We start from the raw sequence: 16,080 nt of genomic DNA, 5'->3' as shown, positions 1-16,080 counted from the left end.
CGCTTCATGATCCTGCCCCCTCCTTCGGCGTTTCAACGGCGGTGATGGCTGGCGCGTGGCGGCGGTTGATGCGCACCGTGGCAATGACTTTGGTTTTGTCCTTGGCATCCGGCACAATTTTCAACTGGGACACGAGTTGGAAGGATTCCGGCGTCAGCAGGCCATGCATCCAGCGAAAGACATCGGGCAGATCCCCAAGGACGGTGAGTGTCACCCCCACTTCATGGAAAAAGGCCTGCCGGGAAGATTCGTGCAACTGCTTCTTCTGCACCACCAGATTGTGCTTGGCCGCTGCGGCCAGCATTTCTTCGAGCAATTTCTCGCTGGCCTGGCTCTCGCTCGTCATCGTGGGCTGATTGACCTGCAGCCAGTCAAGACGCTGCTTCCAAAGCCCGGCCTCGGCCAGCATCGCTTGCGCCTCCATCTGCTTCAGTTCGAGCGTCTGTTCCCGCCGCTCAATGGCATGCTGCCGGCCCAGCAGACGCTGCGCAAGGATGGCTCCGCCAGACAAGGCGGCCAGGACGCCCAGAATCATGAGCAGCCTGCGTTCACTGGCCTTCATGAGCAGCCCCTCCGCTAAGTGTTCCTTCCGCGCGAAACTCCGCGCGGTTATCCTCACGAATCGCAGGCACGGGGAAATTCCAATGGTAGCGCTGCAACGGCTCACACGCGGCCAGCCGGTCCTTGAATCCGAGCGCGTGATTGACGGTCGTCGCCTCGCCGCTCACGATGAGCCTGCCGTCCGCGATTTGAAACTCCTTCAAACGAATGCCTTCGTTCGGCAGCAGCGACACGATTTGATGGAACAACTCCACCGGATAAAGGTCGGGATTGATCGCGCCCTCCATCTCCAGCCAGTGTGACTGCGCCTCGCGCACGAGGTCGATCTCCGGCTGCGCGGCGGCCATTCTCGCGTCCGTTTGATTCAAACGAGACTCACGCCATTGCAGGCGCAACCACCAGGCACCGAAGAAGCACAGGTAAACCATCGCTGCCGTCGCCATCAGCAGCAACTGCCTCTGCCTCTGCTGCTTTTGCTGCCGCATCACCGCCACTTGTGCCGGCAGCAGGCCGCTGGCATCTGCAGGAAGCCGTGGGTCAGGCCGTGGTTCCTTGATGACGGCGGCATCTTCAAACAAACAGGCAAGCTGCGGAGCAAAATCCGTTTCGCAGCGCGTCCACACATGGATGGCCGAGATCTCGTCGAGGAACCCGTGCGTTTGGAGCGCGGAGGACAGGTCACGCACTTCAAAAGCCGCATCCACATCCAGGCTGCGCGAAGTCAGCACGGCCACATGCAGCAATTTCGCCTCACGCGTGAACGCCACCACATAACGCCCCAGTTCCTTCCATACCGTCAGGCCGCTCGCAGGCAGGGGCAGCATCCGGGCGCTGGGCTCAAAGCCTTCGGCACGCAAGTTCTCCCAACCATGCCCGGAGGATTCCCCCGACAGCGCCACCGTTCCCACGAGCACCTGTTTTCCCTTTCGCGTGACCGGCCAGTGCGCCCACAAACGCGATCCACCTGCGTTAGTCAGGCCGAATCCCTCCCAGCGCAACGCCACGGCCTCATCGGGTGCGGCTTCATGGTTCAGAGACCAGAACGGCGCACTGTCAAAGGCGATGGCTTCGACTCCCATCACGCCGCCAGAGGCGTTTTCGACACGCTTCCAAGTACTATCGGCACCGGCAACCCATGACTCCCTGGCATCTTCACCTGGGAAGCTGAGTGTTGAAAGCGATGGGCGTTGAAACGACATGAGGGTCAAAGCTGACGCGTTCCCTCCACAGCAAATTCACGCCACTCGGTGATGCGCGGCATTCCCTCATTCTTGCGCACCAGCACCGCGATGCCGCAGCGCGCATCCCCCGCCGTACCGATGCTTTCGATGCGTAGCGTCGTACCGTGCAGCGTCAGCAAGGGCGTGACCTCCGCCGCCTGTTGTCCGGCCAGGCCCAGCAGCGCCAGCGTCTCCTCCAGACTTTCCAGCGGAGCGTCATCCGTTGTTTGCGGCAGTTCATCCAGCCCGCTGCGCTTCTGCACGAGCTGTTGCGCATTTTCCAGCGAAGCCCCCGTCGCAGCGGCGAGGACTTCGGCGGATGCCATGTTCACATCTAATTGTCCATTGCCTCTCAAGGTGAAGAAAGAACGCCAGTCCGGTTGGACGGCCTGGATTTCACCTGCACGGAGCATCAGATCGACTTCATCAAGGCTGACCAGTTTGCGATTCAACGGCCGGTCGGAAAGCCCCATCATGGTGTAATCGAGTTTCTCCGCGCTATCGGGCCGGCGTTTGAGATCATCCGCATCCGTCCAGTCCATCAGCGTCGCCACGAGGCTCTGGGCATCCGCAGGGGAAATGCCCCATGAGGTAAAAATGCGCTCCAGCACCGGCATGCGCTCTTCAGTGAGCAGTGCATTCAGGTTCAGTCTGCTTTCCTCCGTGCTGAGGATCACGTCAAAGTGCTCAATGCCCGACACCTTTCGCCTCAGCAGCGGATCGCCCGGCTGGATCATCGGGTGCGCCGCCACCGCCACGCCCATCTCCGCCAGTTGGCGTGCGCGCATCACGCCTTGCCGCGCCTGCTGCATGTCGCCATGCTGTTTCGAAACCGACACCGCCGAGACGATGAGAAACGACAGCACCGCCACCAAGCACAGCACCGCCAGCAGCACCGAACCTGCGGTTGCTGAAATGCGGCAGAGATGGAGACGATTATTCACCAACATGATAAGGCATGCTATGGGCCAGGTGCTCAAGTGACGGAATGCTCACACAATCCGGCGCTGTCAGTGAGGAACGCGTCTGGATTCGCACAAACAGCGAATTTTTGAAGGTCCTTGTCACAACAGGTGGATGGTATCGCCACTAGCCATATCCTGCAATCATGAAGTTGCCGGGGTGAACCGGCGGCCAGGCGGGCAAAATACCTCCAGATTTCATGTAACGTTTCCCCGTCCACGGGGTATAAACAGGAAGAACACAACCTCACTTTGGGCTGGACAATAAAAGTCCGACCTCCTAATCTCGAAAAAATCAAATCCATGAACAAGCTCCGCTTATTCCTCATCGCTCTCTGCGCGCTGCCACTCCTCTCCAAGGCAGTGGAAACCGACCCTGCCGGGTTCGTCACGGTCGATTTGGCCGGCAACTCGGACTCGTACGTATACATCCCGTTCAAGCGCTCGGCCGAGTTCGTCGGCACGGCGGCCTCTCTTTCAGCCAATGGCACCTACGATGCCGGTGAACCGTTCACGGACGGCAACAGCAATCAGATCTGGGACAATGGGGAGACCTTCACGGACACCAGCAACGTCATTGCCCTCACGGGAACCCCCGGCCTGACCGTCAATCAGTTCGTCTATGTTTCAGGCACGCAGCCCAAGCGCTATTACGTGTTCTTGAAATCCGGCACCCGGGTCGGCATGTACTACTCGGTTGTTTCCAATGCGGCCACTTCTTTGACGGTGGACACAGCGGGCGATGATTTGACCACGGCCATCAACTCAACCACTGCGCTGGAAGTCATCCCGTATGACACGTTGGGGTCAATTTTCCCAGCGGGAGCGGGTGTAAATCCAAGCTCCAGCCATTCTATTGCCGTTCGCCAAACAGAAATCTTGATTCCCAACAACACATCCGCAGGCATTGATCTCGCCTCACCTGTTTCTTATTATTATTTTTCTGGAGTTACTGGCGCTGGGCCCGGGTGGCGCAAGGCAGGGGTTTCTGCCGTCCTTGCCAACGATGATGTTTTGATGCCGGACACTTTTTTTGTCGTGAGACACAATATCGCCACAGCTACTTCTTTAACGTTCACGGGCACAGTACAGATGTCTCAGTTGGCAACCCCACTTGGAACCATCGCCAATTCCGTGGATCAAGACAACGCTGTGGCCCTTCCCTTCGCCACCGAGTTAACGTTGTCACAGCTAAAGCTCTTTGAGTCCGGTGCTTTTGCAGGTAGCTCATCTCACTCGATTGCTCTGCGACAGGACCAAGTTTTGGTGTGGGACAATTCGGTTTTGGGCAAGAACAAGGCATCTGGAACAAGCTATTATTATTTCACAGGTGCCTCGGGACTTGGGCCCGGCTGGCGCAAATCGGGTGTGACAGGAACCATTGCTAACGATGACGTTGTAATCGGACCGAACAAAGGAATCGTGATTCGTAAAAAGAGCACTGGAGCACCAGTGACTGCTATGTGGTCCGTGAAACCACCTTATGTGCCCTGAGTTATAATCGATAATTTCATTCGACTGAAACACGTAATGCTCTAAACATCCAAAATATGAACCGTTTGTTCGCCTTGGTTTTATCGTTGACTGTATTTACAGCCTATCAATCGCACGCATCCATTTCCTTCTTGGTGCAAAGCGACCTGTTGAAGAATTCTGGTGGAACCGCCATGATTCAAACAGGCCTTGTTCTTTTTGTTTCCAGCACCACTGACGCCACATTTGACAGCATTCTGGCTGGTTCTTCGACCTCGATTGGGAGCAGCTTGAATGGAGGTGATGACAAGGTCTTGTTTAAAACGGATCTTTCAAGTTATGGAGTCAATGGAGTTCTCGATCTCACAACAGGTGCCCTTGACCTTTCCTCAGTTTCTGGATGGAATACAGGGGATCCGCTCGCACTGCTTTGGTTCCCCACACTTACTACGGCATCTTCGACCATTGGTGCGGGCACTGAATATGGCTTCTACAGAAATGGGTCCGCCGTTGATAGCACTCAAGCTTGGGTTACTCCTGCTGACCCTACCAGCAACTATTTGTTGGGCTTTTTCACTCAAGATGGTGCCGAACTTAGCCCAGGACCAGGGGCTGCTAATACCGCTTCCGCCGGCAATGCCTCACTCACTGTTGCAGGCGTTCCCGAACCTAGCCGCTCGTTGCTCGGCCTGATCGGTTTCGGTGTTCTGGTCCTTCGCCGCCGTCGTTGATCCAGCTTCCCTCATCGGATTTTCCAAAAAGCCTGCTCGGATTCGTTCCGTGCAGGCTTTTTCTTTGGTGGAGAGTGTCCCCGACCAAGGAAGCCCGGCAGCCAAGGATCACCGGGCCAGCTCCAGAAACGCTTTTTCCTCCTGCAACAGGCTTTCGGTGCGGATTTTTTCGGCGATTTGGTAGGCTTGGGAGACTTCGCCACCAGCCACAGCCAGCAGACCGGCATAAACGGCTTTTTCTCCCGTGGTGAAGTCCTGAATGTCCCGCACCTTGCGCAGGGCGGCGGAAGCCTGGGCCAGATCATGCATTCGGTAGGCTTTCAAGGCTTCCAGCAAATGGGCAGAGGCACTCCTGGGGGAGATCCCACCATCCGGCAGGGTGGTTTCGAGTTCCACCCCGCGCAGGAGGCGCAGGTAGTCGCGGCGGTTGGAGTACTGAAGGTCGTCCGGTCTGAGCCGCAGGAGCTTGCCGACCAGTGTGGTCAGCAATGAGGTGTCTTTCTGAATGACGGCCAATTCCCAGCATTTCTCCAGCATCTGCACCTCGCGGGGGGAGCCAGGCTCCGCCAGAGCCTGGCAGGCCTGAAGCGCCAGATCCGTCATGTTCCAAGACTCGGCCAGACTGGCGGCTCCCAGCAGCGCCAGGGTGTTCTTTTCTGCAGCCCCCAGCAGGATGGCTTCTTCCAGATGAGTGCGGGTTCCTTTCACGTCCGTGGGATTCAAATTGCGCGAGGCTAGCGCTCTCCAGCCGGCAGCGCGGGCGTTCGAAACCGGCAGTTTTTTTCCTTTTTTTAGCAGATCCATCAACTCCTGCCACTTTTGTTGTTCACTCAAACCCTGCACTACCAAGGGAAATAGATCGGACGATTTCAGCAGGAGTTCCTCCGGAACAAGTTCCCTCACCCTAGTGTGCTCCTTCTCCCGAGCCAGCCACGCAGCCACTCGTGTCAAGAGGGCGGCTCCGCCCTCCCGGTAGCGCTCGATTTCTGCCTCGATTCTTTTAGAACGCTGCTCTGGATCCAGACGCATGAGGGTGGAAACGATCATCAGCCGGTCGTCCGGTGTGATGTCAGGGTATGTTTCCGCCAGTTTCAGCAGGTGTTCCGCCTCGGCCAGCGTCAGTTCGGTCCGTCGGCTCAGCATTCTGACCGCGTCCAGCCCAGTCTGGCCCCCGTTTGAAGCCAATTTAAAGAGGCGCTCAAAGGCAGAGCGCTGAATTTCAAGGAAAGTGCCGTCCAGATCTTTCACCGCTTTGCGGAAAGCGATCTCCGGTTCGTCGGGAAAGAGCTGGAAAAGTTGCCGCTCAACTTCTCCCGCTTCGCGAAAATTGCCCTCTTTGCGGAGCAGGTCGATGTTGAGTTTCATCGCCATCAGGCTGGAACGCTGGGAAGCTGGCATGCGGTTCCAAGCCGCTCGTGACCTCACCATGTCCCCGGCGGCAAAGCGTGCCCGGCTGAGCCACAGCACGTCGTCCGGCTGTGTTTTCCCTGCCGACTCCAGCTTTTCAAGGACATCCGCCAGGAGCGCTGGCTCGATGGCGGTTTTTTTCAGGTATTCAGCGAGAAGCCGGAGGAACTCCGGCCTGCCACGCGCGGCACCCTGCACCTTCTCGATCGCGCTCAAGGCTTCACTCAGATTCCCAGTCTCCATGGCCTGCCAGGCCCTCGTCATGAAGTAATCAGGTCCGCGCAGCCTGCCGAGATCAAACTTGTGCACCACCAGCCAGGTCATTCCCAACAGCACCAGTCCGATCAGCACCCACGCCAGAACGGCAAAATGGGAGAGGCTGCCGCCTTTCTTGGGAATCAGGGATTCGGCGTCGAATTCCGAGATCTCAGGTTTCGGTGGGAGCGGCGATTGCATGACAGTCGTGGAGATTCACTGGCGAAATGAAATAGACACTTCGTGACGGGGCTGGCAACAGCCACTTCCATCGCCGACCAAAACAAAAATGGGCGCTGGGGCAAGGACGGCGGCGAACATCGTGACGGCCCTCCAACGGCATGCCGAATCAGAGCGCCCTCTCCAGAAAAGCTTTTTCCCCTGCCAGCAGCAGTTCGGGGTGGATCTTTTCAGCCAATTGATAAGCAGCGGAAACCTCGCCGCAGGCGGCCATCAGGCCGACGTAAACGGCTCTTTCACCCGTGGTGAGATCGTCCGTTTCGCTGATGCTGTGCAGAAAATAGGAGACCAGAAACATGTCCTCCATCCGGTAAGCCTTGAGCGCCTCCAGCAGGAAGACCGTGGCGGCCGGTAAGCGGGCATCTGCGTCTGACAATTTCGCCACAGTCAGCTCGAGTTTCTCCCCACGCAGAAGACGCAGGTAATCGTAGCGCAGCACAAACCGACGGTTTTCCGGCCACGACGTGGCGAGTCTTCTGGCAAGCTCTTCAAGAATGTTGGAATCCTTCAAGGCGGCTGCCGCCTGCCAGCACTTTTCCAGCAGTTCAACCTCTTGCCGGGAACCTGGTTCTGCCAGCGTCAGATAGGCTTCGAGCGCCAGATCAGGCATGGCCCATTCCTCCGCCAGACGGGCGGCTCCGAGGACGGCGAGGGTATTTTTTTCCACCGCCCCGTGCCGGATGGCTTCGTGCACATGCTTGCGCGTCTCCTGCAGATTGTCAGGCTGGAGATTTTTGGAAATCAACGCCCTCCATGTGGCAACACGTGCGCTGGACACAGGCAGTTGGCGCCCCTTTTTCAGCATTTCCGACAATGTTGTCCAGTGCTCCTGCTCTGCCAGTCCTTGTGCCGTGAGGATGAACATATCCTCGGATCTCAGAGAGGCATGTTTGGACAACAATTTTTGCATCCTTTCGAACTCCTTTTCCCGTGCCAGCCATGCGGCAAAAGGCCTTATCTCGGCCGGCTTGCGGCTGAAGCGCTCCGTCTCTTCGTTCAGCAGGGCTTCCCTCTTTTCCGGAACCAATCGCATGATGAGAGAGATGATCTCCAATCTGTCAGGGGCTGCGGCTCTTGGATGTTTGTCCGCCAATTGCAGGAGTCGCTCCGTCTCCTGTCGTGTGTGGCCGGTCCTTTTTGTCAGGAGACGTATCGCAGTCAATCCATGCACATCATCGCGCCGTGCCATCTCCCACAAGCGGTCCCGTGCTGAGCGCTGAATCTCCGGGAATGTTCCATCAAGGTCTCTGACCGCCTTGTTCAGGGCAACTCCCGGATCATTCGCGAACTTTTCGAACATTCCACGTTCCATCTCAGCCGCCTCGCGTTGCCTGCCTTCTTGCCTGAGGAGCGCGAGCTCCATCTCCACAAACGCCAGGGTGGAGCGCATGGCTGCCGGAATAAGTTCCAGTGTCTCGCGTGCTGCTTGTGTCCTGCCCTCTGCGAGATGGTCACGGCACAGCCAGACGAAATCCTCTGGATTGAGCGCTCCTTGTACAGCAAGCCTGCCGATCACTTGTGACAGCAACGCGGGGTCTGACCGCGTTCCTTTGAGATAATCAGCGAGAACACGAAGAAACTCCGGCTTGTGACGAATGCCGTCTGGAATTTTTTGAATGGCCTGCAAAGCCGCAGGCCAGTCGTTTTGTTGTACCGCCTTTCTCGCATCCTCGACCAGATGGCCGGAACCACCCAGCAATTCGACGTCGAACTTTTTTTCAACCAGCCGGACTCCAAAATACAGCATCACAAAAACCAACACCCACACAAAACAGGCAAAGGGTGAGAACAGACGCTTGACTGCTGAGACCAGAGGGTTGGGGGAGATCGGATCAAGCATTTACAGAAGAGTGTCCAAGTTCGGTTCCAAGGCCGGAAGCAACACACTCTGGTTGCGCAGACAAAGGCATCGCGTTCGTGGGTTACAAATTCCTTCGCCGGAACATTTGTCACGGCTTTTTTGCCCGTTTTACCGGCCAGACTGATTTCCAACGCCGACGCTGAAAACTGGTCTGTTTGAATTGGATTGACTCACAATATGGTTTTTCTGTAACATGCCTGAGTAATTCATTTTCAGTTAAGTAAAACATCCGAAAGCATTCCGGCTTTTCCCGTAATTCAATATCTTCCAACCACCATGCCCATCCATCATTTCAGGATTCTAACCTTCCTGCTGATGCTTTTTTCGTTGGAGACGCTGGTCTCTGCCACCTCTGTCACTGATCAAAATAAATGGCCCGCCGGACAAGTACCAGTCGGCGAAACCAATGGCCCTGACGATCTGGATGACATCTGGCAGGAGCAGTTCAATGCCTGGGCCATTGATCCTGCCGGTGACACGGACAACGACGGCTTCATCAACAGCCTGGAGGCGGTCGCCGGGACAAACCCTTTCGTGGCGACGGACAGTTTCAAGATCGGCAACATGATCATCGTCGGCAATGCGGTAGTGTTCACGACGAAAATCGAGGCAGGAAAAAAGTACCGTGTCCTGAGTTCCGATGCACCAAACGGGCCGGTGTGGGCGGCCGAAACGCTGCAGACACCGGTCAGCGGCACCACGGAATACATTCCCTCTACCGACCAGACGGCGGCGACGATTTCCATCCAGACGCCTGGGGACACGAAGAAGTTCTACAAGCTGGAAACCTCGGATGTGAGTTCCAGCGGCGACGGCGTCTCCGACTGGGTGAAGCGCAAACTGGGCCTTGTGCCAGGAGACACGGACAGCAATGACGACGGTGTCTCGGACGTGGCGGAAATCACCCAGGTGTTGCAGACACCAGATGTGGTGACGGTGGAGGCGGAGACGGCATTTGCCTCCGAAGACGGAGGGCCGGCAGGGCTGCTCAGGCTGCGGCGAAATCAAAGTCTGATGGGTGCCTGGGTTTATTACACGCTGAGTGGCAGCGCGACCGCAGGGACAGACTTTACCGGCTTGTCAGGTTCCGTGTATTTTGCACCCGGAGCCAAGACGGCGACGATTGCCATCAGTCCAGGCATCGACTCTGCCCTGGAGGGTGGGGAATCAGTCATCGTGACATTGAACGGCGGGATGTCTGGTACTTCGACCCCGCTGGTGATCGATCAGACCAAAAAGCAGGCGGCGGTGATCATCAGCAACACGACCGCGCCCAGCGGAATGGGGCTGCTGGCACGCTATTACGACCACTCGAGCGGCACCTATGCGCATGCGGCGAATTTTGGCGATGCGGGCACCTATGTTTACACGAGATCGGGGACATCACCGAACTATACTGGGACCATCGTCATTCCGTACACCAAGACACCGGCGGTTCAGGTGGGACATGTGGTTCGGGTGACCTTCACGGGCGGCAACCTCAACAGCGCGACCTACAACAATCTCGATTACACCATCACGGCGGTCACACCGGGAACAAATTTCACTTTGAGCGTCTCCGGCGCCGGCCTGCCGACGAACAGCAGCAGCACCTGCAACTTCAGCATCCAGTCCTTCCCTCATCCTGCGGTGATCGAACGTGTGGACCCGACGGTGGACTACGAATGGATGGGCGGCACGCCGAACGGAGTGGGCGTGGTTGCAGCGGCAGGTACGACGGCGACGAATGTGCCGGACAATTACTCCGACACATTTGAAATGTATCTCAGTCCGGCGACGGCGGGCTCGTACCGCTTCCAACTCGACGCGGATGACAAAGCCCGCGTGCTGCTCGACTTGGATCGTAACGGCACGTTCGACCTGCCGGGCGAGGAGATTCTGGAGCATGGCTGGGATGGGGCGGCAACGCCGGAGACGATCGGCACCTTCAAGATCAGCGCCTCCTACAGTCTCGTGGTGCCCGCAACACCTACGGAGCGCTACAAAATGCGCGTGGAGCATGTGGAAACCACCAGTGAAGCACGTTGCCGGCTGCAATGGAGCCGTGATGGCGGCACCTTTGCCAACATTCCGCAGGCGGAGCAGTTCACGCACACGCAGGCGATGACATATGCCTTCACACGCTCCGCGTCACCGGTGACGACCGGGACAGCAACGATCACGCTGACCGCGCACGGTCTTTCGGTCGGAAACCAAGTGGCGCTGGCCTTTACCAACGGAACTTTGTTCAATCCGAACACCATCGATCCGAACGGCTACAGCGGCACTTACAGCGTCGTGACTGTGCCGAGTGCGGACACATTCACCGTGACGCTCAACAGCACGGGCAGCACCCTGCCTGCAAATCAAAGCGCGGGAGCCACCGGCTTCCTGGAGAACCGCTCCACGAGCACCACGACCGGTGTCTATAACAAGACCTATACGAATACGACTTTCTCGAACACGCCCGGACGCATCGGCACGAACACGGCGGTGACGGAGAGCAACAACGGCCTGTGGGGCACGGGAACGCCAGATTGGAACTTGATCAACGCGGACACCTTCACGGTGCGCTGGAGCGGTCAAGTGCAGCCGCAGTTCTCGGAAGAATACACCTTCGTGGTGCAGGCGGATGACGGCTGCACCCTGAAAATCAACGGTGCGGTGCAGGACCTCAAGATGCTGCCTGCGGCGAACAGCGGCGGCAGCACCTATTCCTACGACGCCACCACAGGCAACACGATCGTCACTTATACGAATTCGATTCTGAAACTCGGCAACATTGTGGTCGGAGAAAGCGTCCGGCTTGACCCGTCGACCGGCAATCTTGTGCTCGCAAACGGCAGCACCTATGCCTATGACGGCGTGACCGGGGATGCGGTGATCAATTACTCGAACCTCACGAATGTCACACCAGGCGGCTTTGCCGTCGGTGACTCGGTCGAGGTGGACCCGACCAGCGGCAGTGTGAATCTGGGCCAGCTCCCCTATGAAATCACTGCGGCCACCAGCACGACCTTCACGGTGAACTTCGGCGCGGGTCTCTTCTCCTCCGGCAGCGGCAGCATCAACGTCAGCGACAATCTCAACCGCGTGGTCACGGCGGTGACCCCCACCTCGTTCACGGTCAACTTTGGCGCGGGCGAATACGTCACCGGCACGGGCAGCATGAACTTTGATTTCGTGAACAAGTCCCTCAAAGACTGGTCCTCGAACGGCAACGAGCGTTTTGTCCGCCTCCCGATGCTCGGCGGCGTGCGTTACGACATCGAGCTCGATTACTGGGAAAGTGGCGGTTTCTCACGCTGCAGGCTCTACTGGTTCAGCCCCAGCCAGCCGAAGCAGATCATCCCGTCAGAGCGGCTCTATCCGGCCAGTACGGCTCCCGCGCCCGCCGCACCCACCATTGAAACAGACACTGTGGCCCTGGTGGGCGGTGCCTTTTCTCACCTCATCAAGGGAACCAACGGCAGCTCGGTCAGCGTCAGCGGCCTGCCTGACTGGCTCACTTACAACGGCGGTGTGCTCAGCGGCACACCACCTCCCGGTTCCGCAGGACTTTACCAGATCATGCTCACCCTCACGAACGCCGCAGGCACCAGCCATTCGTTGATCAATCTGCGCGTGGAGGAGGCCGCAGGCACCATCGTTCGTGAACATTGGAACGGCATCAGCGGGACAAGCGTGGCGGCGATTCCCACCAGCACCGCGCCCACCGGCACCACGAACCTGACCTCGCTCACGGCTCCCACGGACTTTGGCGATGACTACGGGGCGCGCATCCACGGTTACATCACCGCCCCGCTCACCGGGAACTACTACTTCTGGATCGCGGCCAGCAATGCGGCAGAGTTGTGGATTTCCAATGACACGGAGCCGGTCAATTCGGTCAAGCGTGCGTGGGTCAGCACCGGAACAGCCGCGCAGGAATGGAACAACGCCGGAGAAACGCATCAGAAGTCTCCCTGGCTCGCGCTGGAGGCTGGCAAACGCTATTACTTGGAAGTCCTGCACAAGGCGGGAACCGGTGCCGGGGACAATCTGGCCGTGGGCTGGCTGAAGCCCGGTCAGACCGGCAATACCCCGTCTGAAATCGTGCCCGGCACCGTGCTCTCGCCGTATGTGGCACCGCCACCAGGCTCCACACCGGGCACGCTCTACGTCGCCTCGATGCTTTCCCAAAATGGCGCGGCCACCAATGGTGTCGGCACCTCCACCCTGCGCCTGAGCGAGGATGAGAACACCGCCATCGTCAATTTCAGCTACAGCGGCCTGACCGGTGACCTCACCGACTGGCATGTGCATGTTGATCCGTATTTGACCCATGCCTCCGCCATCGTTTACGACGGCGTGGAGCCGGTGAATCCCAACGACGGCCCTCAGCCGGATGGCAGCCACCATTGGACCATCGAAGCAGTGGGCACGCTTTCAAAAGCGGACATCATCGAAATCATCAAGCAGGGCAAAGCCTACATCAATCTGCACACCGCGTTGTATCCGGCCGGTGAAATCCGTGGCAATTACACGCTGGCCAACGGTTCCCGCACCTTCACACCCCCGCCAGCGTCTCCCGCATGGACTGATGACCATGATACGAATGCCGGAGCCGTGCGCTTCCTCACCCAGGCCACGTTTGGCGCCAACATCACGGACATTCAGGCCCTGAAGGCCCTGGCCAGCTACGAAGCATGGATCGACGACCAGTTCACCAAGGCCGCTTCCATTCAATTGCCGGAAGTGCTCGCCCGTGAGCTCTCAGATGGCGGCGGTGGCGGTCAGTTTGACGAAACCCTCACCTTCAACGCCTGGTGGCGCAACTCGATCACCGGCGCGGACCAGCTCCGTCAACGCATCGCCTTCGCGCTGAGCGAAATCCTCGTGGTCTCCGCCCAAGGTCCGCTGGACAACCGGGCGGAGGCCATTTCGTATTATTACGACCGGCTCGCCACCAATGCCTTCGGCAACTTCCGTGTCATCCTCGAGGACATGACGCTCACGCCAACCATGGGCCGCTACCTCGACATGCTGCGCAACGACAAGCCAGATCTCACCGTCGGCCGCATTCCGAACGAAAACTACGCCCGTGAGATCAAGCAGCTCTTCTCCGTCGGCCTGTTCCGCATGTGGCCGGACGGCACGCTGGTGCTCAATTCCAAGGACTCGCCCATCGACACCTACACCCAGCAGGAGATCGTTGGTTTTGCCCATGTCTTCACCGGTTGGGACTATGGCTATGATGGTGCCTTCCGCACCTCCATCGGTGCCGCCACCAACTGGATTCGTCAGATGCGCGAAGTTCCCGCCCGCCACTTCACCGGACCCAAGCGCCTGCTGAACAACGAGGTTCTGACCGGTCTGACCACTGCGGGCGGCCAGCCACTGGACCCTTACGCCACCCACAACAGCACGCATTACAACGATCCCGCCTACCAGAACCTCCCGGCCCAGGAGCTCGATGTCGCGCATGACCAGCTCTTCAATCATCCGAATGTCGGCCCCTTCATCTGCCGCCAGCTCATCCAGCGCCTCGTGACCAGTCATCCCTCGCGTGATTACCTCTACCGCGTCGTCCAGAAGTTCAATGACAACGGTGCCGGCGTGCGCGGCGACATGCAGGCCGTCATCAAGGCCATCCTGCTCGATTTCGAGGCGCGCAGCAGCGCGGAGTCCACCAAGCCCGCCTTCGGCAAGCAGCGTGAGCCGGTCATGCGTGTCGCCAACGCCGCCCGCGCCTTCCGCCTGAACGGAGCCAGCGGCACCTACAGCCAGACCGGATCGCATGTGATCGCCGTCACGATGGCCAACAAGCTCGCGGGCGGCAACACGGTTTACCTGAGCTTCCCCCGCACCGTCGAACCGTTCCAGGCCGGGGACACCACACCAAACTCGGATACCTACACCGTTCTCAGCACGCCAGCCCCCACCAGCAGCCTGTTTTATGTGAATGCCAAGGGCTGGGTCGGCATCAGCACCTCCAACGGCACCACGAACGCGGGCATTTCCGGCACCTACTCTGTGGCGGCCAATTCCACCACGGCCACCATCACTCTGAGCAGTCACTGGCTGCCAGCCGGCGGCAGCGCCTGGCTGGATTTCGAACTGCCCGCCGGCACCGCCATCACTGACGGTGTTTACACCGCCGTCACCTCCACCAGCACCACCGGTGGCGGCACGACCTTCACCATCACCGTGCCCACGGACGGCGCAGCCCGTTCAGGCCGCGTCCGCATGGCCGGCTTCCGGGGCTCTTACACCGTGAGCAACTCCGGCCTGGCCTCGCCCAATGACAAGCTCATCACCTTTGATACCACGGACTGGATTACCGGCGGAGTCGCGGATCACCATCTCGAGGTCGGAGACACCGTCTTCCAGAACTTCACCGTCGGCAATCCACAGCCCACCGACGGCGTTTTCACCGTCGAATCCGTGCCCGATTCGAACACCTTCACCGTGCTCACCAGCGCCGCCATCGCCACGCAGGGCGGTGCCAACGATGCGGACAACGGCATGTGGATGTTCCCGCTGGTCAGCCAGCCGCTGACACGCAGCGGCAGCGTGGGCTCCCTGCCCAGCACCTTCAACATGGGCAACACCACCACCGACCTCGAGCAGACCCCGCTGAACTCCCCCACCGTCTTCAACTTCTTCGTGCCAGACTACAAATACCCCGGCGCCCTCGCCTCCCAGGGCATCTCCACGCCGGAGTTCCAGATCACGGCGGAAACCACCGCCGTGCGTCAGGCCAATTTCCTCTACAACGGCCTCTTCAATCCAGGCAACACCAACGGCATCAGCAGCTTCAAGACCGGCACCAATGCTCTGGTGCTCGACTTCAGTCCGTGGATGGGCGCCGCGCCCATCGCTGATCTCGGCCTCGGCGTGCCTGCCTTGACCTCGGTGCCTTGGACGCACAACCAGAACCTTGCCACGCTGATCGACCAGATGAGCACTCTCTTGATGGCGGGCCAGTTGTCCACCGAAGCCAAGGATTTGATCAAGAACTTCGTCGCCACTCCCATCACCTCGATCAGCCCCGGCACGCCGGCCACCAATCCGTGTGTCGTTGTCACGACCGTCGATCACAAACTCAACACCGGGGACACGGTGCTGATCAGCGGTGTGACGACCGGAACCTTCTCTCCAGCAGGAACTTTCAACAGCGCCACCGTCGCCCGCACCGTCACAGTGACGGGTGCCCGCACCTTCACCGTCACCGGTGTGACCTGCTCTTCCGCATCCACTCCCGTCGGCCTCACCAACGCGCACGTTTCCGCCGTGCAGTATAACCAAGGCAGCACCACCCCGAGTGACACCCAAAAGCGCGACCGCCTCCGCGCCATCATACATCTCATTCTCACCAGTCCCGATTACACCATTCAGCGCTGACCGCT

8 protein-coding genes are annotated in these 16,080 nt (G+C 58.8%); 3 read left to right on the top strand and 5 right to left on the bottom strand.

What is annotated here, in order from left to right:
* Positions 1–4: 4 nt before the first annotated feature.
* Genes U1A53_RS17585 through U1A53_RS17575 form a run of 3 tightly spaced genes read right to left on the bottom strand, consistent with a single transcriptional unit; the run spans position 5 to position 2,725 of the window.
* Positions 5–562 (bottom strand): hypothetical protein, encoded by a 558-nt coding sequence (locus tag U1A53_RS17585; protein WP_322282983.1) that lies wholly within the window; start codon positions 560–562, stop codon positions 5–7.
* Positions 549–1,760: a hypothetical protein gene (locus tag U1A53_RS17580; protein ID WP_322282982.1), complete on the bottom strand. Its 1,212-nt coding sequence runs from the start codon at positions 1,758–1,760 to the stop codon at positions 549–551. The genes U1A53_RS17585 and U1A53_RS17580 overlap by 14 nt, the downstream gene beginning before the upstream one ends.
* Positions 1,761–1,765: 5 nt before the next feature.
* Positions 1,766–2,725, bottom strand: a complete 960-nt coding sequence (locus tag U1A53_RS17575; protein ID WP_322282980.1) for a type II secretion system protein GspK — start codon at positions 2,723–2,725, stop codon at positions 1,766–1,768.
* 321 nt (positions 2,726–3,046) lie between these two features.
* Here U1A53_RS17575 and U1A53_RS17570 point away from each other — a divergent pair, with 321 nt between their 5' ends.
* Together U1A53_RS17570 and U1A53_RS17565 are read left to right on the top strand one after the other, a co-directional pair.
* Positions 3,047–4,237 carry a TIGR02597 family protein gene (locus U1A53_RS17570; RefSeq protein WP_322282978.1) on the top strand — a complete coding sequence of 397 codons (1,191 nt, stop codon included), beginning with the start codon at positions 3,047–3,049 and terminating at the stop codon, positions 4,235–4,237.
* Positions 4,238–4,293: 56 nt separating this feature from the next.
* Entirely contained in the window at positions 4,294–4,947 is a 654-nt protein-coding gene (locus U1A53_RS17565) for a PEP-CTERM sorting domain-containing protein (RefSeq protein WP_322282976.1), read from the top strand.
* Positions 4,948–5,055: 108 nt separating this feature from the next.
* Here the strand turns inward: U1A53_RS17565 and U1A53_RS17560 are convergent, their stop codons facing one another.
* Both U1A53_RS17560 and U1A53_RS17555 read right to left on the bottom strand, forming a co-directional pair.
* Positions 5,056–6,810, bottom strand: a complete 1,755-nt coding sequence (locus tag U1A53_RS17560; protein ID WP_322282974.1) for a hypothetical protein — start codon at positions 6,808–6,810, stop codon at positions 5,056–5,058.
* A 148-nt stretch (positions 6,811–6,958) separates the two neighbouring features.
* Positions 6,959–8,689, bottom strand: a complete 1,731-nt coding sequence (locus U1A53_RS17555; protein WP_322282973.1) for a hypothetical protein — start codon at positions 8,687–8,689, stop codon at positions 6,959–6,961.
* 297 nt (positions 8,690–8,986) lie between these two features.
* Between U1A53_RS17555 and U1A53_RS17550 the strand changes: the two genes are divergently transcribed.
* The gene (locus tag U1A53_RS17550) at positions 8,987–16,075 is read left to right on the top strand and encodes a DUF1800 family protein (RefSeq protein ID WP_322282972.1); all 7,089 of its coding nucleotides are present in this window, start codon (positions 8,987–8,989) and stop codon (positions 16,073–16,075) included.
* Positions 16,076–16,080: the final 5 nt, after the last annotated feature.

The sequence above is a fragment of the Prosthecobacter sp. genome, assembly GCF_034366625.1.
Taxonomy (GTDB): domain Bacteria; phylum Verrucomicrobiota; class Verrucomicrobiia; order Verrucomicrobiales; family Verrucomicrobiaceae; genus Prosthecobacter.
The sequence above is the reverse complement of the archived record's forward strand: the minus strand, read 5'-3'. Positions and strand labels throughout refer to the sequence as shown.

What these genes read in the sequence shown, in the direction of transcription:
- U1A53_RS17560 (WP_322282974.1), bottom strand. Translation starts at nt 6,810, where the DNA reads ATGCAATCGCCGCTCCCACCGAAACCTGAGATCTCGGAATTCGACGCC.
- U1A53_RS17585 (WP_322282983.1), bottom strand. Translation starts at nt 562, where the DNA reads ATGAAGGCCAGTGAACGCAGGCTGCTCATGATTCTGGGCGTCCTGGCC.
- U1A53_RS17570 (WP_322282978.1), top strand. Translation starts at nt 3,047, where the DNA reads ATGAACAAGCTCCGCTTATTCCTCATCGCTCTCTGCGCGCTGCCACTC.
- U1A53_RS17565 (WP_322282976.1), top strand. Translation starts at nt 4,294, where the DNA reads ATGAACCGTTTGTTCGCCTTGGTTTTATCGTTGACTGTATTTACAGCC.
- U1A53_RS17580 (WP_322282982.1), bottom strand. Translation starts at nt 1,760, where the DNA reads ATGTCGTTTCAACGCCCATCGCTTTCAACACTCAGCTTCCCAGGTGAA.
- U1A53_RS17555 (WP_322282973.1), bottom strand. Translation starts at nt 8,689, where the DNA reads ATGCTTGATCCGATCTCCCCCAACCCTCTGGTCTCAGCAGTCAAGCGT.
- U1A53_RS17550 (WP_322282972.1), top strand. Translation starts at nt 8,987, where the DNA reads ATGCCCATCCATCATTTCAGGATTCTAACCTTCCTGCTGATGCTTTTT.